We start from the raw sequence: 20,783 nt of genomic DNA, 5'->3' as shown, positions 1-20,783 counted from the left end.
GGGCCGGTTCCGGGCCGGATCGCCATCCGTCCGGGCACCGGAGGGGGGCCGGAGCCGGACGTCACCTTCGGCTTCCGCCGCGCAGCGGGCCTTCGCAGCCGAAGTCCGCCGTGCCCGTATGGCCGTCGGATGCGATGTCCACCTTGCCGAACGAGCAGTTCATGTCGGTGAAATTGTTGTCGCCGTCCGTGGTCCGGTCCAGCAAAGAGCCGTCGACGGTCTCGGACATGTCCTTGAAGACGGCGTCGGCGCTCCCGGCGTCGGTCAGGTTCGCCGTGATGCGGCCGGTGCAGGTGAACCGCGGACGGTCCGGTGAGCCGGCGGGGCCGCAGTCGGGTGTGATGCCGGTGGCCCCCGCGAGGGAGGCGCGCACCTGGTCGGCCGTGCTGTCGTGGAGTTCGCCGACGGGGACGTAGGCGGTGTCGGGCACGAACAGGTCGTCCACGTGCGCGATCTGCTCGTCCAGGAAGGCGCCATACGCCCGCTGCAGGTCCGCGTCCTTGCCGAGCCGGTCGCGCCAGGCGTCGAAGGCCGCCGGGTCGTCGGCCCGCAGATTCCGGTACATCTCCTGGAGCAGGGCGGGGTGTTGCGCCCACAGGAACTCGAAGAGCGTGCCCGCGTAGTTGTAGAAGCGGAAGCCGTCGCCGTCGTAGGTGGCATGCAGCAGCTGGTCCACGGTCATCCGCGGGCCGCCGTTCGCGGTGTCGTCGATGATGCCCTTGACCAGGGACTTGCGGACCTTGATGCCGTCGTCGCGGGTGGCGCCGTCGAAGAACTCCGCGGTGCCCTCGTCCATCGCCGTGGTCCGGTCGCCCTCGTACCACGGCCCCTCGCCGAAGAGGCCCGGTACCGCCCAGCGGCCGTTGAGGTAGTGGGTGTACTCGTGGCGGAACAGCTCCTCCAGCGTCAGGGTGGAGTCCTGCGGCACGCGGCGCTGATACGTGTAGAACGTCGCGCCCTGCTCGATGTACATGCCGCCGTTGTTGGTGTCCAGGCCGGTCAGAAGCGGCTGGAGGTTCTCGTAGTCGGCCCGGGAGGCATAGAGGACGATATGGAGGGTGGAGTTGGTGTCGCCCGCCAGAGGTTCCTGGGTTCCGACCACGCGGTGGAACTGCGCCTTGACCTGCTTGCTGGCGTAGTAGAGCTGGTCGACGGTGTCACGGTCGAGGGCGGTGCGGACCGTGATGCCGTCCGTCTCCTCCTTGCCGTACGTGTAGGTGTGGGGGAAGAGGTGCTTCTCGATGTCCTCGCGGCAGACCTGGTACGGCGCGCAGGCGTCGAACTCGACCAGCCAGGTGGCCACCTTCGCCCAAGGGGCGCTGTACTCACCGAAGTTGGCGGCCGCGGTGTCCAGCAGCGGGCCGAGTCCGTCGACGATCTCGTCGTGGAGTGCGTCGACCTGTCCGAGGCGCCCGTACTCGCCGACCGCGTCGCGCACCACCCAGGCGTTGTCCGTGTCCTTGAGATGGGTGTAGCCGGCGAAGGCTTTGAAGGCGGCCCGGTAGGAGGGGTCGGCCACGACGGCGGCGTGGAAGGCGGCGTCCTGATTGCCGGGGTAGACGCCCAGATAGTTGAGGGAGAGGCCGGCGAGCGCGGCCCCGCCCCAGGAGGAATCCCGGGCGGTGTCCGGATGGTCCGCGTCCATGGTCTCCAACACCCGTTTGATCAGCGGTAGTTGGTGCTGACGAAGGCCCGGAGAGCTCGCCGCGTTCAGGGCCTCGCGGAGGGATTCGGCGTTGCTGCGGGTGACGTCGAAGGTGCGGGCGGCCGAGCCGAAGGCGTCGACGGCCTGGCGCATGGCCTCCACGGTCGGCGGGTCGGTGATGTCTATCTCGTCGTGCGAGAAGTCGTGGAACGCGACCGCGTGGAGGTAGGTGAACATCTCCAGGAGATGGGTGCCGTTCTTGCCATCGTGGTCGGCGGCGAGCTGGGTGATGCGGCGGGAGACGGCCTGGACGTGCTCGTCCGTCATGACGGGGGCCAGGCGCCGGTCCCAGGTCCAGATGAGGGTCCGCAAACAGTCGTCGGAGGTGACCGCGGGGTCGGCGAGGAAGTCGGCGAACTCTTCCGGTGACAGCCCCGTGACGCCATCCAGGGTGCACGGCACAGCGGCTTTGTTGATCGTGGCGTGCGGCGTTGCGGTCTTCGCCTTCGGCTTCGGCGTACGCGCGCCGGGGATGCGGCCGTCCGTGAGGCCGCCGGGGGCCGGTATCGCGCGGGCCGATGGCGTGGGCGCCTTGGCCCGGCGGTCGACCCTGTCGAAGCGGTTCGGTGCGGCGTCCGCCGTGCCGGATCCGGCAACCGGACGTGTCGCCGCGGACGGCGCGTACGGGGCCGGGGCGGGGACGGCCGTATGACCGGTCCCGACGGCCGTGACGCAGAGCGTCACCGCGGTCGCGACGGTGAGCAGGGACCTGCGCAGGGTTCTCGAAGCGAACACTCAGGACTCCTGTGTGGGGGGGTGTCAGGTGAAGGGTGCGCAGGGCAGCGCTGTCCACAGCTCCCACTGCCCTGCTGCGGGCGGGCGGCACTCAGGAGTGCAGATGCCGCACCATGTGATGCGTAACGTAGTAATGTGATATTGCACTGACAACCCCCCTGCAGTCGGTTTGCGAGGTTGGCTTGCGGAGACACGTGCAAGCATCAATTCCGGCCGCTTGAGGTGAAGTTGATGTCACCTCAGGAGGAATGCAAGTCCTCTTGGCAACGTATGTGCAATGTGAAATATTACTCGGGTGCCCATGGGAAACTCTCCGGATCTCATCGTTGTCGGAGCGGGCGTCGTCGGCGCTGCCTGCGCCTACTACGCGGCCCGCTCCGGGCTCTCCGTCACCGTGATCGACCGTGGCCCCGTCGCCGGTGGGACCACAGGGGCCGGCGAAGGCAATCTGCTCGTCTCGGACAAGGAGCCGGGGCCCGAGCTCGACCTTGCTCTCTTCTCCACGGAGTTGTGGCGGGAGCTGGCGGAGGTGCTGCCGCCGGGGATCGAGTACGAGGCAAAGGGCGGCCTCGTCGTCGCCTCCGGAGAGGGGGGCGCGGCGGCGCTGCGGGACTTTGCGGGGCGGCAGGCGCGGGCCGGGGTCCGGGCCGAGGAGGTGCCGGGCGACCGGCTCACGGACCTGGAGCCACACCTGGCACCCGGCCTCGCGAGCGGCGTGCACTATCCGCAGGATGCGCAGGTGCAGCCCGCGCTGGCCGCCGCCCACCTGCTGCGCGCGGGCGGTGACCGGGTGCGGCTGCGGCTCGGCGAGGAGGTCACCGGGCTCCTCACCGGCGCGGACGGGCGGGTGCGCGGCGTACGGACACCGGCGGGCGAGGTGCACGCCCGTCATGTGGTGAATGCGGCGGGGACCTGGGGCGGCGAGGTCGCGCGGATCGCGGGCGTGGCGCTACCAGTGCGGCCCCGGCGCGGCTTCGTCCTGGTCACCGAGCCGCTGCCGCGCGTGGTGCGGCGCAAGGTGTACGCGGCCGACTACGTCGCCGATGTCGCCAGCGGCTCGGCGGCCCTGCAGACCTCTGCCGTCATCGAGGGCACCCCGGCAGGCCCGGTTCTGATCGGTGCGAGCCGGGAACGGGTCGGCTTCGACCGTTCCCTGTCGATGGAGGCGCTGCGCCGCCTCGCCGAACAGGCGGTGCGGCTCTTCCCGGTCCTCGCCACGGTGCGGGCCATGCGGAGCTACGCAGGCTTCCGCCCGTATCTCCCCGACCATCTGCCCGCGATCGGCCCCGACCCGCGCAGGCCGGGGCTGTTCCACGCGTGCGGCCACGAGGGCGCCGGGATCGGCCTCGCCCCGGCGACGGGGAGGATCGTCGCCGATAGCGTCGTGGGTCATCAACTACCCCTGGATATCCGGCCGTTCAGGCCGGACCGGTTCGGCTCCGGGACGGGCGGCGGCCCTGGCCTCTCCTGCTGACTCCTGCCGACTCCCGCTGAACCCTCCTGAACCCCTCCCCCGAAAGGAGCCGTGTCATGGCGCGTGACCGCAGCCCCCTCGACCTCGTCGGCGCGGCGCCCGGCGCCGCGTTCGAGATCACCTTCGACGGGCGTCCCCTCACCGCACTGCCCGGCCAGTCCGTCGCCGCGGCGTTGTGGGCCGCCGGCATCCTGGCCTGGCGCACCACCCGCGTCGGTGGACGTCCGCGCGGTGCGTTCTGCGGCATCGGACAGTGCTTCGACTGCCTGGCCACCATCAACTCCCGGCCGAACAGAAGGGCTTGTCTGGTTCCGGCGCGGCCCGGCGACAGGGTCACCACCCAGGAGGGGCACGGTCATGCCGAACTCGGCGTCTGATGACCCGGAGTACGACCTTGCGGTGATCGGCGCGGGCGCCGCGGGACTCGCTGGTGCCGTCACGGCGTCCGAACTCGGCCTGTCCGTCGCCCTGTTGGACAGTGCCGCACAGCCGGGCGGCCAGTTCTACCGCCACCCGGACCCGGCCCTCGGGGCCGTGCGGCCGGAGGCGCTGCACCATGACTGGTCCGCGTTCGCCGAACTGCGTCGCCGCCTGGCGGAGAGCTCCGTCACGCATCTGGCCGGGCACCACGTGTGGACGGTCGAGCGGGCGTCCGCCAAGGACGCGGCCGACGCCGACGACGCAGCGGACACCAAGGACGCAACGGGCAAGGCGGACCTGTGGGCGGTGCACGCGGTCACCGGCGCGGACGGCGACGGGAAGCGGCCGGCCCGGGTGCGGGCCCGCGCGGTGCTGCTGGCGACCGGTGCGTACGAGCGTCAGCTGCCCTTCCCCGGCTGGACGCTGCCGGGTGTCGTAGGCGCCGGGGGCGCACAGGCGATGCTGAAGTCCGGGCTGGCGCTGCCCGGCAGGCGGGTGGTGGTGGCGGGCAGCGGCCCGCTGCTGCTCGCCGTCGCCGCCTCGCTCGCCGCCGCGGGCACCCGCGTCCCGGCGGTGATCGAGGCGTCCGGCTACCTGAGGTACGCCCGTCACCCGCGCACCCTCGCCGCCCATCCCCACAAGCTGGCGGAGGCCGCGGTCCATGGTGCGGCACTGTTGCGGCACGGGGTGCGGCTGCGCACGCGCAGCGCGGTGACCCGGGTGCAGGGCACCGACCGGGTGGAGGCCGTCACCGTCTCGCGGCTCGACGGCAACTGGCGGCCCGTGCGGGGGTCGGGCCGCCGGATCGCCTGCGATGCGCTGGCGATCGGCCACGGCCTGGTCCCGCAGATCGAGCTGGCCACCACGCTCGGCTGCGCGGCCCGGCGCACCCGGGACGGGACGTACGCCCTCGAACGTGACGCCCTTCAGGAGACCTCGGTGCCGGGAATCTGGGCGGCGGGCGAGACCGGCGGCATTGGAGGCGTTCAACTTGCCCGAATCGAGGGGGAGTTGTCAGCCATCGCGGTGGCCGCCCGGCTGCTGGCGCGGCCGGCGCTCACCGGAGGCGGCCGGGTGCGGGAACTGCGGCGCCGGCGCGACCGGATGCGGGCCTTCGCGGACGCCATGGCCGCCGCACACGCACCGGGTCCGGAGTGGCCCCAGTGGCTCGACGACGCGACGGAGGTGTGCCGCTGTGAGGAGGTCACCGCGGGCCGCATCCGCGAGACGATCGCGGGGTACGGCGCCCGGGACGCCCGGACCGTGAAGCTGATGAGCCGGGCGGGTATGGGCTGGTGCCAGGGCCGGATGTGCGGGACGGCCGTTGCCTGCCTGGCCGCGGCGGCGACGGAACCGCCACCGTCCCCGGAGCGCCGCCCGCTGGCCGTACCGGTCCCGCTGGGGACACTCGCCGCGCTCGGCGGTACGGCCGGTCCCGAAGTGGCCGCCACCGGTCCGGATCACGGTTCGACCGGTACCGGTCATCCGGCGGCCGCGGGCGAAGGCGGAGGCTGACACGCGCCCCGGCTCGCCGTGCCCGGATGCCCCCTCCCGCCCTACGTGGCCGCTCGTTCGGCCCCTTGCAGGTACCCGCGCCACCCTCAATAAAATGTCACACATCATAGAAGGGTTGCCTTCATGACCGACTCCGTCCCTCCCACCGGCGCCTGGAGCCCCGACCGCCCCTGGCGCGGCATCATGGTCGCCACCGCGCTGCCGCTGCGCGCCGACCTCTCCCTCGATGACGACGCCTACGCCGAGCACGTCCGCTGGCTCCTCGCCAACGGCTGCGACGGCGTCGTGCCCAACGGGTCTCTGGGCGAGTACCAGACGCTGACCGACGACGAACGCGCCCGCGTGGTCCGTATCGCCGTCGCGGCAGCGGGCGACGGCGCGCGGGTCATGGCCGGAGTGGCCGCGTACGGCAGCGCCGCGTCCCGCCGCTGGGCCGACCAGGCCGCCGAAGAGGGTGCCGGCAGCGTCCTGTTGCTACCGCCCAACGCCTACCGCGCCGACGAGCGGGCCGTGCGCGCCCACTACGCCGAGGTCGCCAAGGCCGGACTGCCGGTCGTCGCCTACAACAACCCCATCGACACCAAGGTCGACCTCACCCCGGCTCTGCTCGCCCGGCTCCACGGCGAGGGCAGCATCGTGGCGGTGAAGGAGTTCAGCGGCGATGTGCGCCGCGCCTACGAGATCGCCGAACTCGCCCCTGAACTCGATGTGTTGGCCGGGGCGGACGACGTACTGATGGAGCTCGCGCTGGCCGGCGCCGTCGGCTGGGTCGCCGGTTATCCCAACGCCTTCCCCGCCGCCTGCGCAGAGCTCTACCGCGCCGCCGTCGCCCGGGACCTGGGCACCGCCCTGCCGCTGTACAGGTCCCTCCACTCGTTGCTGCGGTGGGATTCCCGGACCGAGTTCGTCCAAGCGATCAAGCTGTCCATGGACATCGTCGGGCGCCCCGGCGGCCCCACCCGGCAGCCGCGCCTCCCCCTCCCGGCCGAGGCCGGGGCCGCGGTGCGGGCCGCCACGGAGAAGGCCGTCGCCGCAGGACACCGCTGACCAACGGAGGACACCCATGCGCACCCGTCATGTCTTCCACGCCGTGGACTCGCACACCGAGGGCATGCCCACCCGGGTCATCACCGGCGGCGTCGGAGTGATCCCCGGCACCACCATGGCCGAACGCCGGCTGCACTTCATCGCGCACCTGGACCATCTGCGCACCCTGCTCATGTACGAGCCGCGCGGGCACGCCGCCATGAGCGGCGCCATCCTGCAGCCTCCGACCCGCCCCGACGCCGACTACGGAGTCCTCTACATCGAGGTCTCCGGCGTGCTGCCGATGTGCGGGCACGGCACCCTCGGAGTGGCCACCGTCCTGGTGGAAACCGGCATGGTCCCGGTCACCGAGCCCGTCACCACCGTCCGCCTCGACGCGCCCGCGGGCCTGATCAGCGTCGAGGTGCAGGTCGAGGACGGCAGGGCGAAGGCGGCCATGCTCACCAACGTGCCCGCCTTCTGTGTCGGCCTCGACCGCAAGGTGGAGGTGCCGGGGCACGGCACGGTGACGTACGACCTCGCCTTCGGCGGAAACTTCTACGCCATCGTCGAACTCGATGCCCTGGGGCTGCCGTTCGACCGGTCCCGCAAGGACGACCTGCTCGCCGCCGGGCTCGCCGTCATGGACGCGGTCAACGCGTCGGCGGACCGGCCCGTCCACCCGGACCGGCCGGAGATCCGCGGCGTCAAACACGTCTACCTCGCCGCCCCCGGCTCCGACGCGCACCGCTCACGGCACGCCATGGCCATCCACCCGGGCTGGTTCGACCGTTCGCCGTGCGGCACCGGCACGTCCGCACGCATGGCGCAGCTGCATGCCCGGGGCGCCCTGCCGCTGCACCGCGATTTCGTCAACGAGTCCTTCATCGGTACGGAGTTCACCGGCCGCCTCGTCGCCGAGACAGAGGTCGGCGGGGTACCGGCCGTCGTACCGCGGATCACCGGGCGCGCCTGGATCACGGGCACCGCCCAGTACATGCTCGACCCCGACGACCCGTTCCCTGCGGGTTTTCTCCTGTGACGGGCCAACGGCGGCCGGTCCAGCAGACCGGTCCAACGGACCGATCCAACGGACCGATCCAGCGGACCACCCCTCCAACGGGCCTGTCCAACAAGCCGTCCCCACAGCGGCGTTCACTTTGCACGGCATCCAGTGCGGCACACCCATAGCCACCTGTGAAAACAACGTGACATTGTACGCTGGTGATCCGCTCGGCCACGAGGGACGGGCACGAAGGGAACACCACAACCATGGGCCACCCCAAGCGCCGCAACCTCAACACCACCAGGGAGCGCCTGCGCGACCAGGTTGCCCACCATCTGCGCGCCGAGCTCATCTCGGGTGAACTCAGGCCCGGCGAGGTCTACTCGGCGCCCGGCCTCGCGGAGGACTTCGGCATCTCCGCGACACCGGTGCGCGAGGCGATGCTCGACCTGGCCCGCGAAGGCCTGGTCGAGCCCGTCCGCAACAAGGGCTTCAGGGTCACCGAGGTCAACGAGCGCGACCTCGACCAGTACACGGAAATCCGCACCCTCATCGAGGTCCCCATGGTCGGCCGGATCACCCGGACCGCCTCGCGCACGGACCTGGAGGCGCTGCGCCCGGTCGCCGAGGAGATCGTGCGCGCCGCCCGCGACCACGACCTCATCGGTTACCTGGAGGCGGACCGGCAGTTCCACCTGTCCCTCCTCGCCCTCGGCGGCAACGACCGGCTGGTGGAGACCGTCGGCGACCTGCGCAAGCGTTCGCGCCTGTACGGCCTGACCGGCCTGGACGAGCGCGACCAGCTGATCCCCTCGGCCGAGGAGCACATCGAGCTCCTCGACCTGATGGTGGCGGGCGACGCCAAGGCGGCCGAGAAGTGCATGGCGCGCCACCTCGGCCATGTGCGCTCACTGTGGGCCGAGGGCGCCGAGACGGACACGCCCGTCCGGCGCGGCCGCCGTGTCCCCCTCTCCCGCACCCCCCGCTAGAAGTTGCCGTAATTGACCTGCCAGGTGGGCAGGCCCATACGGCGCCAGACGGCGACCACGCGGTCGCGGTCGTCGAGGGAGACGCGTACCGCGAAGCGGTGACGGACATGGCGGTCGAAGAGTTCGGCCTTCACGACGTCGTCACGGCGGCCGTCACCGGCGGCGCGCATCCACAGTTCGTCGTACGGGACCTCGTGGCGCTGCAACCACTCCTCGGTCCGCTCGCGGTGCTCCTCCCCACGCCCCGACAAGAGGACGAGGACGTCGCCGTCGGCGCTCCGGAACGAGCGCAGAGCATCCCGCACCGACACATTGAGCAGGTCCTCGCCGCAGCGGCTGAAGTCGTAGGGGCCCCGGTCGCCCCTGATGGCGAGGGTGCCGTCGATGTCGCACATCACCGCGGCCGGAAGGGCCGGGTCGGCGACGTACTCCTCGACCGCGGGCTCGTCGTTGAACCACTCCGCGGTGAGCCGCCAGCCGCCCTGCCTGGCCTTCGCGTGCTTGTCGGCCAGGAGCCGGATGATCTCCTCACCGGCCGTTCTGTCCCGCTCGGCGTCGCGCCGTATGCACTCCTCCACCGGTACATCGGTGAAGTCGTGCACGACGAAGGCGGCCTGTCCGGCCACCGCGGCCTTCAGTCGCTTGGGGATGTGGGGCGTCAGATGCGTGTTGTCCACGACGACGTCGAAGCCGCCGTCCACGGCCGCCCGCACGGCCGCGTCCTGGATCGCCAGCACGGTCTGCTCATGCGCGTACGACCGGCGCTCGGGCGCCGGGATGTCGAGCATGGTCCGCAGGTCGTCGAGGTTCACCCGGCGCATCCGGCCCTCGGACTCCGCCTGCAGCTTGCGCGCGGCGGTCGTCTTTCCCGAGGCCGGCAGCCCCGTCATGACGTGTACTACGGGCACGGTCAGTTCTCCTCGTCGGTCGTGAAGGGGTCGGCCGCTTCCGGCCGGACGGAACGGTACGTCATGAGTTCGGTGGGACGCCCGTCCAGGCGCTGGAACATGGCGGGGCGGACGGCGGCGTCGGGCAGCGCATTCGCGGCGCGGGCGAAGGCGCCCCGGTCACCGGCGAGAGGCGCGAGGGACGCATAGGCCTCGTCGATCGCGCGCTCGCGGTCGGCCACGTCCTTCTCGATCCGCGCGATCACGTCGCGCACCCAGGTGTCGAACTCGTCGGGCACCTGCTCCAGCAGCGTGTCGAGGGGCTTACCACCGGACGCCGCCATGTCCGCCGCCGAGCAGCCCAGTGCCTGGGCCACACGCTTGGCGGGCAGCCCGGCGAAGCGCTGGATGCCGTGGCCGCGCCAGATGTCCCGCTCGGTCACGCCGGTGAGCACCTTGTGCAGGCGTATGTATTCGGCGAGCTTGGCCTTCGCCCGTACGCCCGAGGCGAAGCGCAGCACAAAGCCCTCCGCGTCCGTGCCGGTGGCGGCCCGGCCGCCGGGCAGTTGGTTGGACTCGGCCAGGGCGAGCAGTTCGGCGAGCGGCATGGCGGGCCAGACGGTGACGACCGAGCCGATGCCCTGCCAGCCGGCCGCGGCGTCGGCCAGGGGTATCTCCGTGCCGTCCCTGGCGATGGCGGCAAGGAGCACCAGGTCCCGGCGGTCTCCGTAGTCGACGACGATACGGTTCTGCGGGTACAGGATCTCGGCGAGATAGGTGATTCCGGGCACCAGGGCGGAGGTGTCCTTGCCGTCCAGCAGACGCTGGGCCCACGTCGCCTGGGTGCTGATGAACGATCCCTTGGACGCGACCCGCCACCGGTCGGCGTAGTGGAAGACCACCGCGAGGCTGCCGTCGACCTTGTCGTACACCTCGAACGGCTCGTCCGGGAGGGTGGGCGCGTACGGCTGCCCGGCTTCGTGCTCACCGACGTTGAAGAACTTGGGCAGCGGAAGCCCGACGATCTCGCCGGTGGCGTCGTCGGCGACCAGGCCACGGCAGCGCATGGTCACCCGGTTCCACACGCGCTCGTACTGACACGTCCTCGTGTACGTGTAGAGGGAGAGCGGGAGTTCGGGGTGCCGCTTGCGGGTGACGTGCCCGGCGTCGAGGGCGGCCGTCAGCTCGTGCGGCGGCAGCAGCTCGTGGAGAGTCAGGTACGCCTGGCTCATGTGTTCCTCCTGGTAGTAGGCCTTGATTGTCACGTGCAGGAGGGCGGGCGAACACCGAATTAGCTGTGACCGGCGCTTTCGTGATCAGGATCATGGCAACGGTCGCCGTTCCCGGACGGGTCCGGCTCAGCCCGGCACGTCGATGCGCGGTGTGCCCATGACCGACAGCAGCCGCAGCGCCTCCTCGGACGGGGAGCCGGGGTCGGCGGTGTAGTTCACGACCTGCTGGTCCCGGTCGGTGATGTCGAGGACGCCGCAGTTGACGGTGACGGGACCGACCAGCGGGTGCTGGAGGGTCTTGCACAGGGTGGGCTCGGCACACACGTCGTGAGAGGCCCACAGCCGGGCGAACTCCTCGCTGCCGGTGAGAAGTTCGTTCACCAGACGGGTCACCTCGGGATCGCCGGGGTAGCGGGCGGCGACGGCGCGCAGATGCTGGGCCGCGGTACGGGCGAACGCGTCCGCGTCCGACGCGCCGTACAGCCGACGTCCCTGCGTGCCCGGCCCGAGGAAGACGCGGCGCACGAGGTGGCGATCGCGTCGTGACAGGGCGGAGAAGTCCTCCATCAGGGCGGCCGCCAGCTCGTTCCAGGCGATGACCTCGTAGGTCGCGGACAGCACGATCGCGGCGGCCTGTGGCAGCCGGTGCAGCAGGTCGAGGAGCCCAGGGGTACGCCGCCGCGGCCCGGCGGGCAGTCCTACGGCGGGGGAGTGATCCGCTCCCGTCTGCTGCGCAGGAACTCGGCCAGTTCTCGTCTGTCCACTCCCCCGGTGTGCGCGGATGCCGCGGCCGCTCATCCAGGTACCGCCGATGCCTGGCTGAGCGCCGCGGCTGCGTACGGGCTCGGGTGCCATGGATCCGCGCAGCCGGCAGCCGCGCGGATCCGTCGACGGGTATCAGTCGAGGTCCTCCGAGTAGTCGGTGGTGAAGCAGCCGTCGACCTCGCCGTCGTCCGCGGTCCTGCCCACCGGTGCCTGGAATCCCGGGGTGCAGTTGAGGAACCGCAGCCCGGCCTGGAGGAGCTTTCGCCGCTGGTCGTCATCGCCCGGATCGACGGCGAAGTCGTCGCCGATCATGAGGTCGTCCTGTGCGTCCTCGTCCGCCTTGACGGCGGTCTGGAACGCCTCCATGTCCTCGACCGTGTAGAAGTCGGCGTCACTGCTGCCGCCGGCCGGGTTCTCGCACTCGCCGCCGCCAGTGATGCCCTTCGGGCCCCCCGCTGCCGCGAGCTGCTGCACCTCGCGGGGCGAGGCGAGGTCGATGCTCTCGCAGCTGAGCGTGGCCTTGAGGAAGCCGCCGGCTTCCTCGGGCGAATCCGCGGAGGGCAAGCTCCCGCAGGCGGAAACCGATGCCAGGGCGACAACGGTGCCGACAGTGGCAAGTATTCGATGGAAACGCATGACGTCCCTTTGCAGTTGTGGCTTTGAGTCGAGAGTGCCGACCGGATGCGGCGATGCCTCGGCTGCGAGGGTGAAGAAAGCCAACTGCTCTCCCCCGTTCCCCCGTGATCATTTGACCAGGACATGGTAAACCGCTGCGGTCGCTCCGGCCTCCGGGGCCGACCGGCCTCGACCGGCTGCGGCATCGGCATCGGCATCGGCATCGGGAGATACGGGCCCGATCTGGGCGCGTCCGGGGCGGATTCCGGGCGTGGAGCGGTAAGCGACAGGAATCGGGTCACAGAAGAGCTGAGCGCTCGTCATCATGGCGTGTGTCTGCGGCTGTTGAGATCTCAGGGATGGACAACGGGGCGAGGGGCGTATGAGCGACGAGGAGAGCGGTGGCGTTCAGGGGCTGCGCGCGTGGGTGGCGGACGCGACAGAGCGGGCCGAGCGGTTGTTTCCGGTCGTGGGGGCAGGGGTGTCACTCCCGTACGCGTACGACAAGTCGGTGGCCGAACTCACTTCACTGGCGGATCTGCTGCACCATGACCCGGCGCTGTGGAGTTCGGTGACCGTGCGGCTCGGGGGTGTGCTCACCATGCGGTATCTCGCCGGGGGCGGTGCGCCGGAGGACCAGGAACGGGCTCAGGGGCTGCTGCGGGACGCGCGGGACCCGGGGACAGCTACCGGGGCGACGGCGACCGTGGAGGACCGGCGCTGGGCGGCGCTGTTCCTGTTGGCGCATGTGATGCCCCTGCGGCAGATGCGGGAGCAGGCCGGGCCGGCACCCGACTTCTCCGCCCTCTTCGACTGGACCGCGCGGCTGGGGCCCGAGGGGACGACTGCCACCGCGGCCGAGATCCAGACGTTCATGGCCGAGGTGACGGAACTGCCGCTGTCACCGGAGCTCCTCGGGCAGCTGCAGCAGATGAGCAGACTGCTCTCGGCTCCCTCGGGGATCGACTTCCCCGACGTGGAGAAGTTGATGGGCATGATGCCCGCAGGTTTTCCGTACGCGGACCAGATGCGGCAGATGATGGGCCTGATGTCGGGGCTGTCCGGCACCGCCACGGGCGCGGGGCCGACCGGCCCGCGCCAGGGCAAGGCGCCGACCCCGACGCCGACCCCGACGCCGGCTCCGCCCCCGACGCCGGCTCCAGCTCCAGCTCCAGCTTCCGACGACGTCGATGCCCTCACACTTGCCATGAACGCCGTCCTCCCCACAACCTTCGGCTTCACGGAGGCCATCCAGAGCGGCGATCCGGACGCGCTCAACCGGCTCCTCGGGCAACTGCGCGCCGCGCACGAGCTGCTGCCGCCCGGCCAGGAGACAACCTCGGCTGTCGAGAGCCTGATCGGCCTCCTGTTGCATGTGAGCCAGGGCGTCGGCGGCAGTCTCCAGGACCAGTCGGCGGCCCGCGCCCTCACGAAGACGATCGCCGACCATTTCGACCGGCTCTCGGGCTCCTCGATTCCCGGAGCCGACGGATTCCCCGTCATGGCCCGCATCTTCACCCTGATGAGCCAGGTGCGTGAGGCCCACGAGGTGGAGGACGCGGACGCGCTCGGCGCCCTCGTGGACGAACTCGGATCTCTCGAAGAGGCCACCCCGCAAGGCCACGCGTTCCGCTTCCATGTCCTGCTGGCCCTCGGCCAGGCCCGCACCGCGCTCGGCAAGCTCTCCCTCGACAAGGACATGCTGCGGCGGGGCCTGGCGCACCTGGAAGCGGCCCTGGCGGCCGCGGAGCACGGTCCCGCGCCCGCCAAGAAGCAGCTCGCATCGCTCTCGACCCAGCTCGACGCCGTCCGCGCCTTCCTCGCCGACGACCCGACCCTGATCCCGGGCCACGTCCCCCCGCCCCCGGGCACCCCGACGAACGACCGCTGGGCCTCCGCACTGCCCTTGGTCATGCGGTACGGCCTCACCCGCGACCCGGCGGACCTCGCCCCCGCCATCGCCGAGTTGGAGCTCATCTGCGACGACGTTCGTCAGGGGCGGGCGCCGCAGTTCGCCGCCGAGGCCCTGTGGAAGCTGGCGGAGGGGTACCGGGCCCGCTGGCATCACACCGAGGACGCCGCGGACCAGGCCGCCGCCACGGCCACCGCGATCGAGGCCCTGGTCGCGCTCGCCGCCGACGTCTCCCTGCAACTGGGCTCCGAACATGGCCTGTTGGCCGCCCGCTCCGGCGCCGCCCGCGGCATAAAGGCCGCCCTCTGGGCCGGCTCGCACGGCCGGGCGGCGGAGGCCGTCGCCGCCCTGGAGCTGGGCCGGGCCTTGGTGCTGCAGGCGGCATCCACCTCGCAGGCCGTACCCGAACTCCTGGAGGCGCGCGGGCACCACGAGCTCGCCGAAGCGTGGCGGGCCTCCGGCGTATCCGACGCCGGAGCATCCGACGGGCTCCCCGGCGAACTGCCGAGCACCCTGCGCCGCCAGGCCCTGGAAGCCCTCGGTTACCGGCAACGGGACGGACTGTTCACCACGCCCACGATGAGTGAGCTCGCGGACGGGGTCGCCGAAGGCGAAGCGGACGCGCTCGTCTATCTGGTCCCCGGCGAGGGCGAGTACCCCGGCATGGCGGTCGTCGTGGGCCCGAACATCGGGATCGGCGTCGGCCCGCTGCCGCTCCTGGCCGAGACCGAGAGCGGGCCTCTGGAACGCTACCTCGACGCGGCCGCCGCACGCGCCGACACCATGCACGACGACGCCGCCGAACGGGCCTGGGAGGAAGCCCTTTCGGCGCTGTGCGACTGGGCGTTCCCGGCCGCGCTCTCCACCGTGCTCACGGGCGTCACGGAGCGCCTCGCAGCCGACGAGAACCGACGCGAGAACCGACGCGAGGACCGCCCTGGCCCGCCCAGGATCGTCCTGGTGCCCTGCGGCCGCCTCGGCATCGTCCCCTGGCATGCCGCGCGCCTCCCGGAAGAGGACCCCCACGAGTACGCCTGTCAGGCCATGGTCATCAGTTACGCGGCGTCCGGCAGCCAGTTCCTGCGCACGGTCAAGCGCGCACGGCGTGACCCGGCCGCCGCCCCGGTCCTGGTGGCGGATCCGCGGATGGATCTGACGCATGCCGAGGGCGAGGTCATGGCCCTGCGTGAGTCCTTCTATCCGCGGGCGCGGATGTGCGGGGAGTTCTTCGAGCCGTCCACGGAGCCGGAGGCCGCCGGGACGCCCGACGAACTCCTCACCCTCCTCGCCAACGCGCCGTCGCTGCTGCATGTGGCCTCGCACGGATCGGCCGGGGTACGCCCGACACTGTCGGCCCTGCATCTTGCGTTTCCCGGCCGCACCGACGAACTGCCCGCCGAGGAGGGAGGTCCGGGGGCCAAGCCGGACCTGGGAATGCTGACCGTGACCCGGCTGCTTGACCGGCCGGTCGGTGAACCACCTGCTGCGGACGGTCCGTTGGTGGTCCTGAGTGCCTGCCAGACCGATTTGAGCACCCGTGACCACGACGAGGCGCTGACCCTGACGACGGCGTTCATCGCGGGCGGTGCGCGCGACGTGGTCGGATCGCGGTGGACCACCCTGGACAGCGCGTCGGCGCTGCTGATGGCGGTGTTCCATCACTACGTGGCGGCCGAGGGGCGCAGTCCCGTCGATGCGCTCAGGGCCGCGCAGATGTGGATGCTCGACCCGCACCGCGAGAATCCGGGCTCACTGACCGGCGAGTTGCTGCGCGAGATGCGGCGGCCGGGGCTCGACCGCCTGCCGATCTGGGCCGCCTTCATCCATCAGGGGCACCCGGGCCCAGGGGCGAGGACCGCATGAATCCGGAGGGCGGCCTCCGTATGACCGGGACATGACGCATAATCGGCCCGCATGAGATCCATCAGAGCGGCAGCCGTGTCGGCCGCGCTCGCGCTTGCTGTCTCCGCCTGCGGAACCGAAGGCGATACCCGGCATGTCGGCGCCGGATGCCCCTCCGGCGCCGCAGACGCCTCCCCGCACGCGAAGGGTTGGGACCGCCCGGCGGACTTCAACAACGACAGCTACCCCGATGCGGTGGATCTGGTTCTCGGCGACCCGGACACCGCAGACGGGACCGCACCCGTCGTACTGAGCCCGGGCGGCATCGGCCCGCTCGTGGTCTTCATGGGCGGCAAGGGCGGACTACGCCCCACCGGCCGCCCGCTGGCCGACGGCGTGGTCCCGCCGGGCTCCGGCGGCAAGTGGAAGGAGGGATTCGCCGCCACGTACACGGCCGACCTGGACGCCGACGGCTATACGGACGTGCTCGCCGAGCAGCGGGTACCGAAGAACGAGTACGTCGACAAGTACACCGCATCGATGGTGCTCTTCCGGGGCGGCCCGAACGGGCTGAGCGCCGAGCCGACCACCGTCCCCTATCCGGCGGGCTCCGCACACACCGAGTCCGCACCCACCGCGATCGGCGACTTCAATGGCGACGACCGGGCCGATGTACTCGCCCCCGTCGCCGGCAAGGCACCGGGCTCGATCGGCCAGATCCTCTACGGGCCGTTCGGCTCCCACGGCCGCCCCGCCTCGACCCGTACCGTCACCGTGCGGGGCGCCGCGCCCGACCTCAGCTACTACTCCTCGCTGCAGCCTGCCGACATCGACGCCGACGGCCGTACCGATCTGCTGCTCGCCACCGAGACGGACGACCCGGAGGACGACAACGAGGGCGGCACCTACCACCCTCTGCGCTGGTTCCGCGGCACCGCCGAGGGCGGCATGGTGGAGGCCGATTCACCCCCCGGGACGTCCAGCGCCAACGTCGCGACCGGCACGGACTACGACGCGGACGGCTACCCGGACACCCTGCTCCCCGGCCCGGGCCCGAAGGGCGGCTGCCGGCCCATGCTGCGCGGCGGCCCGGACGGATTCCGCCCCGGAATCCGGAGCCTGCACCTCGACCACGTCGGCGCGTCCATGGTCACCGGCGACCTCACCGGCGACGGACGGGCCGAGGCCGTGTCCACCCTCGGGACCGGCGAGTACCGCACCACGCAGAAGATCCTGGTATCGGAGATCACGGTGACGAAGGACGGCGCCCGGATGCGCTCCGTGCAACGCATCTCGCACCACGACAAGAACCTCCCGGGTGCGGCCGCCAGGACCGAGTTCGGCGGAACCCTGCAGCTCCTCGACGCCGAGCGGGACGGCTGCGCCGACCTGCTGACCGGCGCCACGTTCACCGGCCCGGCCTACCGGCGCGGCGGCTTCTGGGTGTTCCACGGCGGCGCGGCCGGGTTGCGCACCGACGGCATCCGCCACTACGGGCTGCGGGAGTTGGGCCTGCTGGAGAAGTGAGCACCGGTGCGCGGGTCGGCCGTGTTGCCCGGGCTCCGTGACGCGCGGTCGGGTCCCTCGTCCGGTGACGCGACGTCACGGGCCCGGCAAGCGCGCGTGCCTCCTCCTCGGTGCCGCGCGGGAGGGCTGGACCGCCCTCGCCGGCGTGGGTGCGGTCGTCATTCGCCTCGCCAGATGTTGTCGAAGGCCGCATCGTGGATGGCTCGCCGCTGCCGTTCGAACTCCAGGTGTCTCAACGCGTCATTGACGACCGCGAGCACGGTCGCCACCTCGTCGTCGACCACGCTCGGATCGTCCCCCGTCCGCTCGTCGCGGATCCCGAGGGCCTCCGCAAAGGCGGCGAGTACGGGCTCATCCGATGTCCAGCGGTCCACCGCCAGACGGCGAGCGGGCGAATCGGCCAGCACCAGCCGACGGGGGCTGAAGGGCAGCCGTCCTTCGCGTTGCCGGGTGAGCTGCCCGTCCGCCTCGAGGGCGGCGAAGTAGGCCGTGGACAGGTCCCGGCCTCTGCGCCACAGCCAGTCGTCCACCGACTCGTACGGGGCCTGTCGGACAAGCGCTGATGCGGCCTCGTCCAAGAGGTGATCGGCGATTGCCGGCCGGTAGCCCGGCACGATGCGATCGCCGTCCAGGCTGATCGCCTGCGCACCCAGGAGGTCGATCAGCTCGGCTCCCGCGAGCGCAAGCGACAGGTCGCCCCGCTCCGGAGGGTGGCCGGACGTCCTGTCCAAGGACATGATCAACATATCCCGTGGTGTGGTCATGAATGCCTCCACGTCAGGAGCCTCGGTAGCGATGCGTCGCTGAGGTGCTGATGGTCGGCGGGCATTCCCGTATACGAGTCTAGGGAGTGAGGACGACAGCTGCATCCCACCCGCTACCCCGGGCGACACCGCGGACCGCGCTGCTGACGTCGGTGGTGCGGCACCTGGAGACGTCCGCGATCGACGATGCGCTGGATCCGTTCTCGGTGCTGATGCAGGTACCCCGGTCGGCCTCAGCTGTCGGCCAGGGTGCGGTCGAGGAGGGGGAGCAGGCGGTCCCAGTGGCGCTGCAGTGCGGAGGGGTTGAAGGCGTCGGTGTCGGCCATGGTGAAGCCGTGGATGGTGCCGGGGTAGATCTCGGTGGTGTAGCCGACACCTGCGGCATCCAGGGCCTGGTTGAGCTCGCTGATGGCCTCGGGCGACAGGTCGCCTTCGGCGAGGCCGAGGTGGACCTGGGCGGTGAGCTTGGGGACGAGGCGGTGCGGGCTGTCGGGCGCGTCGGTGACCAGGAAGCCGGGGTGGAATCCGGCGACGGCGGCCACCTGGTCGGGGTGGGCCGCTGCGGTGCGCACCGCCAAGGGGGCACCCATGCAGTAGCCGATCGCGGCGACCGGTCCGGCGCTGACCTCGGGCTGGGCGGTGAGAAACCTGAGGTAGGCGTCGGCGTCACGCAGGACCCGTTCGGTGGTGTGCGCCTCGATCAAGGGCATCAGCCGACCGATGACCGCGGGCCGGGCCTCTTCTCCGATGTGCTCGGGAAGTTCGATCACCGGGGCCGGGCCGTGCCGGTAGTAGAGGTTGGGGACGAGCACGTAGTACCCGTGCTCGGCCAGTTCGCGGGCCATCTCCCGCAGCACGGGCCGCACGCCGAAGGCGTCCGGGTACAGCAGCACGCCCGGGTGCCGCTCGCCACGGTCGGGGAAGGCGGCGAATGCGTCGGCCTGGCCGTCCGTGGTGGGAATCTGCAGTGTCTTGGTGGGCAAGTTCTTCCTTTCTTGGGCTGATGCCAGTACACAGCCTCTCTCAGGGTTGAGGTCAACCAGAGATCAACCCGGCCGACACCGGGAGGCTGACGAGGTGACTCCATCCGGATCAGCGTCCTCTTCGCACCGGCTACAGCCGCAGCGGATCTCCCGGTCGACCCAAATCGTGATCATTCTCAGCGATAACGGCTGTCTGCTGGTTCCCCAACCCCGGTATTCGCATGGTTCGTCCCGTCAAGTAAAGTACAACGTGTATGGCAGTCGATGCAATGCTCGTTGTACTTTTTCTTCGGGCGGGCACCTTGACCAGGGCAGCAGCGCAGAGAGGGAAGTCACCGATGAGGCAGGGCATGGCGGAGAAGCGGGCGGCCATCCTGCAGGGCGCGCGCAAGGCCTTCGGGCGTGACGGCTATACGCGCACAACGATCGACTCGATCGCCAAGGAGGCCGTGGTCTCCACCCGCACGATCTACAACCACTTCCCCGGTGGCAAGGTCCAGCTCTTCCGGGCCGTGGTGGTCGAGGGATCGGAGTCGGTCGTCGAGGCGCGTCTCGACGCGATCGACCGACGGCTGCACAAGGTGACCGCGGCCGACCTGGAGCAGGACCTCATCGAGTTCGTACGGGCCTGGGTCGCCCCGCAGCGCCAATTCGCCGACCATTTCGCGGTCGTCCGGCAGATGCGGGTCGAAAGCGCCCATGTCCCGGAGGAGTTCCTCACGGCCTGGCGGCAGAGCGGACCGCAGCGGGCGTCCGACGCGGTGGCCGAGCGGTTCGAGCGGCTGGCCGCCGACGGGCTGCTCGCGACGGACGATCCGGCGCGGGCGGCCCGCCACTTGCTGCTGCTCACAGTGGCCGAGATCAACGAGCAGAGCTTCCACGGGGCGTTGCCGCTCTCGAAGGAGGCGGAGAACGCGATCATCGAGTCGGGCGTTCGGGCTTTCCTGCAGGGATACGCACCGCGGTGATGCGTTCTTGCGTACAGGGTGCGCGTCGGGCGAGGACAGGTCGTCCAGGCGGGTGGCACGGTCGCGTAACGCCGTGGTGAGTTCACCGCCCGGCCGATCCGGTTCGCCGGCCGGCATCGAGGCCACGACGGCAAGGAAGCCACCCGTTCTTTACCGCATGCCGATGCTCCGCGTATGTAAAGTTTTGTTCAATTTGCGTTGCGCGTCGCGATGTTCGAGAGGAGCGTCCGAATAGCGGGCATCACCCTTCGGGAGCGATCAAGCCTGCGAATGACAGGCAAAGACGCACCCTGACCCATGCGTTCACCGGCCGTTGTCCGTAATGCCCCTGCCCACTCGCGGAGTTGGCATGATCGCTCCGCGGACACCCCGTGATCGACAATCAGGTCTCATCGCTTGAAGATGTCGCTCGAACAGC

The 20,783-nt window shown here is 70.9% G+C and carries 15 protein-coding genes and 1 pseudogene; 9 read left to right on the top strand and 7 right to left on the bottom strand.

Annotation, left to right across the window (positions count from 1 at the left end; genetic code table 11):
- Window positions 1-61: 61 nt before the first annotated feature.
- A complete protein-coding gene (locus AB0D04_RS11195; RefSeq protein WP_362701842.1) occupies window positions 62-2,440 on the bottom strand; it encodes a collagenase in 2,379 nt (792 codons plus the stop codon).
- 301 nt (window positions 2,441-2,741) lie between these two features.
- On the opposite strand from AB0D04_RS11195, the gene AB0D04_RS11190 reads away from it, so the two are divergent.
- The 6 genes from AB0D04_RS11190 to AB0D04_RS11165 all read left to right on the top strand — a co-directional run bounded on the left by AB0D04_RS11190 (window position 2,742) and on the right by AB0D04_RS11165 (window position 8,870).
- Window positions 2,742-3,914: an FAD-binding oxidoreductase gene (locus AB0D04_RS11190; protein WP_362701841.1), complete on the top strand. Its 1,173-nt coding sequence runs from the start codon at window positions 2,742-2,744 to the stop codon at window positions 3,912-3,914.
- Between the two features lie 56 nt (window positions 3,915-3,970).
- Window positions 3,971-4,291, top strand: coding sequence for a (2Fe-2S)-binding protein (locus AB0D04_RS11185; protein WP_362701839.1), 321 nt, complete (start codon window positions 3,971-3,973; stop codon window positions 4,289-4,291).
- Entirely contained in the window at window positions 4,272-5,849 is a 1,578-nt protein-coding gene (locus tag AB0D04_RS11180; protein ID WP_362701837.1) for an NAD(P)/FAD-dependent oxidoreductase, read from the top strand. The genes AB0D04_RS11185 and AB0D04_RS11180 overlap by 20 nt, the downstream gene beginning before the upstream one ends.
- Window positions 5,850-5,972: 123 nt before the next feature.
- Complete coding sequence (locus AB0D04_RS11175; RefSeq protein ID WP_362701836.1) at window positions 5,973-6,896, top strand: dihydrodipicolinate synthase family protein; 924 nt, start codon at window positions 5,973-5,975, stop codon at window positions 6,894-6,896.
- A gap of 16 nt (window positions 6,897-6,912) precedes the next feature.
- Window positions 6,913-7,917, top strand: a complete 1,005-nt coding sequence (locus tag AB0D04_RS11170; protein WP_362701835.1) for a proline racemase family protein — start codon at window positions 6,913-6,915, stop codon at window positions 7,915-7,917.
- A 230-nt stretch (window positions 7,918-8,147) separates the two neighbouring features.
- Window positions 8,148-8,870 (top strand): GntR family transcriptional regulator, encoded by a 723-nt coding sequence (locus AB0D04_RS11165; protein WP_362701833.1) that lies wholly within the window; start codon window positions 8,148-8,150, stop codon window positions 8,868-8,870.
- Here AB0D04_RS11165 and AB0D04_RS11160 read toward each other — a convergent pair.
- The 4 genes and pseudogenes from AB0D04_RS11160 to AB0D04_RS11145 form a co-directional block, all read right to left on the bottom strand.
- The gene (locus AB0D04_RS11160) at window positions 8,867-9,778 is read right to left on the bottom strand and encodes an AAA family ATPase (RefSeq protein ID WP_362701832.1); all 912 of its coding nucleotides are present in this window, start codon (window positions 9,776-9,778) and stop codon (window positions 8,867-8,869) included. The two genes, AB0D04_RS11165 and AB0D04_RS11160, sit on opposite strands and share 4 nt — an antisense overlap.
- Window positions 9,779-9,780: 2 nt before the next feature.
- Window positions 9,781-10,989: an RNA ligase gene (locus tag AB0D04_RS11155; RefSeq protein ID WP_362701830.1), complete on the bottom strand. Its 1,209-nt coding sequence runs from the start codon at window positions 10,987-10,989 to the stop codon at window positions 9,781-9,783.
- A 126-nt stretch (window positions 10,990-11,115) separates the two neighbouring features.
- A pseudogene (locus tag AB0D04_RS11150) lies at window positions 11,116-11,753 on the bottom strand (transcriptional regulator).
- 133 nt (window positions 11,754-11,886) lie between these two features.
- On the bottom strand, window positions 11,887-12,318 hold the full coding sequence (locus tag AB0D04_RS11145) for a hypothetical protein (RefSeq protein WP_362701829.1): 432 nt from the start codon (window positions 12,316-12,318) through the stop codon (window positions 11,887-11,889).
- 433 nt (window positions 12,319-12,751) lie between these two features.
- Between AB0D04_RS11145 and AB0D04_RS11140 the strand changes: the two genes are divergently transcribed.
- Together AB0D04_RS11140 and AB0D04_RS11135 are read left to right on the top strand one after the other, a co-directional pair.
- Window positions 12,752-16,144: a CHAT domain-containing protein gene (locus AB0D04_RS11140; RefSeq protein ID WP_362701827.1), complete on the top strand. Its 3,393-nt coding sequence runs from the start codon at window positions 12,752-12,754 to the stop codon at window positions 16,142-16,144.
- A 51-nt stretch (window positions 16,145-16,195) separates the two neighbouring features.
- Window positions 16,196-17,650, top strand: coding sequence for a VCBS repeat-containing protein (locus tag AB0D04_RS11135; RefSeq protein ID WP_362701826.1), 1,455 nt, complete (start codon window positions 16,196-16,198; stop codon window positions 17,648-17,650).
- A 158-nt stretch (window positions 17,651-17,808) separates the two neighbouring features.
- Here AB0D04_RS11135 and AB0D04_RS11130 read toward each other — a convergent pair whose 3' ends face one another.
- Together AB0D04_RS11130 and AB0D04_RS11125 are read right to left on the bottom strand one after the other, a co-directional pair.
- Window positions 17,809-18,414: a GPP34 family phosphoprotein gene (locus AB0D04_RS11130; RefSeq protein WP_362701824.1), complete on the bottom strand. Its 606-nt coding sequence runs from the start codon at window positions 18,412-18,414 to the stop codon at window positions 17,809-17,811.
- A 233-nt stretch (window positions 18,415-18,647) separates the two neighbouring features.
- Window positions 18,648-19,397, bottom strand: coding sequence for a dienelactone hydrolase family protein (locus AB0D04_RS11125; RefSeq protein ID WP_362701823.1), 750 nt, complete (start codon window positions 19,395-19,397; stop codon window positions 18,648-18,650).
- Between the two features lie 338 nt (window positions 19,398-19,735).
- Here AB0D04_RS11125 and AB0D04_RS11120 point away from each other — a divergent pair, with 338 nt between their 5' ends.
- Window positions 19,736-20,365: a TetR/AcrR family transcriptional regulator gene (locus AB0D04_RS11120; protein ID WP_362701821.1), complete on the top strand. Its 630-nt coding sequence runs from the start codon at window positions 19,736-19,738 to the stop codon at window positions 20,363-20,365.
- The last annotated feature ends 418 nt before the right edge of the window (window positions 20,366-20,783 follow it).

Origin of the sequence: Streptomyces sp. NPDC048483 (assembly GCF_040651455.1) — a bacterium.
Lineage (GTDB): Bacteria > Actinomycetota > Actinomycetes > Streptomycetales > Streptomycetaceae > Streptomyces.
Note: the sequence above shows the minus strand (reverse complement) of the source record. Positions and strands in the feature narration are given on the sequence as shown.

Coding starts and splice junctions, on each gene's coding strand:
- AB0D04_RS11190 (WP_362701841.1), top strand. CDS start 2,742: ATGGGAAACTCTCCGGATCTCATCGTTGTCGGAGCGGGCGTCGTCGGC.
- AB0D04_RS11185 (WP_362701839.1), top strand. CDS start 3,971: ATGGCGCGTGACCGCAGCCCCCTCGACCTCGTCGGCGCGGCGCCCGGC.
- AB0D04_RS11180 (WP_362701837.1), top strand. CDS start 4,272: ATGCCGAACTCGGCGTCTGATGACCCGGAGTACGACCTTGCGGTGATC.
- AB0D04_RS11175 (WP_362701836.1), top strand. CDS start 5,973: ATGACCGACTCCGTCCCTCCCACCGGCGCCTGGAGCCCCGACCGCCCC.
- AB0D04_RS11170 (WP_362701835.1), top strand. CDS start 6,913: ATGCGCACCCGTCATGTCTTCCACGCCGTGGACTCGCACACCGAGGGC.
- AB0D04_RS11165 (WP_362701833.1), top strand. CDS start 8,148: ATGGGCCACCCCAAGCGCCGCAACCTCAACACCACCAGGGAGCGCCTG.
- AB0D04_RS11155 (WP_362701830.1), bottom strand. CDS start 10,989: ATGAGCCAGGCGTACCTGACTCTCCACGAGCTGCTGCCGCCGCACGAG.
- AB0D04_RS11140 (WP_362701827.1), top strand. CDS start 12,752: ATGAGCGACGAGGAGAGCGGTGGCGTTCAGGGGCTGCGCGCGTGGGTG.
- AB0D04_RS11135 (WP_362701826.1), top strand. CDS start 16,196: ATGAGATCCATCAGAGCGGCAGCCGTGTCGGCCGCGCTCGCGCTTGCT.
- AB0D04_RS11130 (WP_362701824.1), bottom strand. CDS start 18,414: ATGACCACACCACGGGATATGTTGATCATGTCCTTGGACAGGACGTCC.
- AB0D04_RS11120 (WP_362701821.1), top strand. CDS start 19,736: ATGAGGCAGGGCATGGCGGAGAAGCGGGCGGCCATCCTGCAGGGCGCG.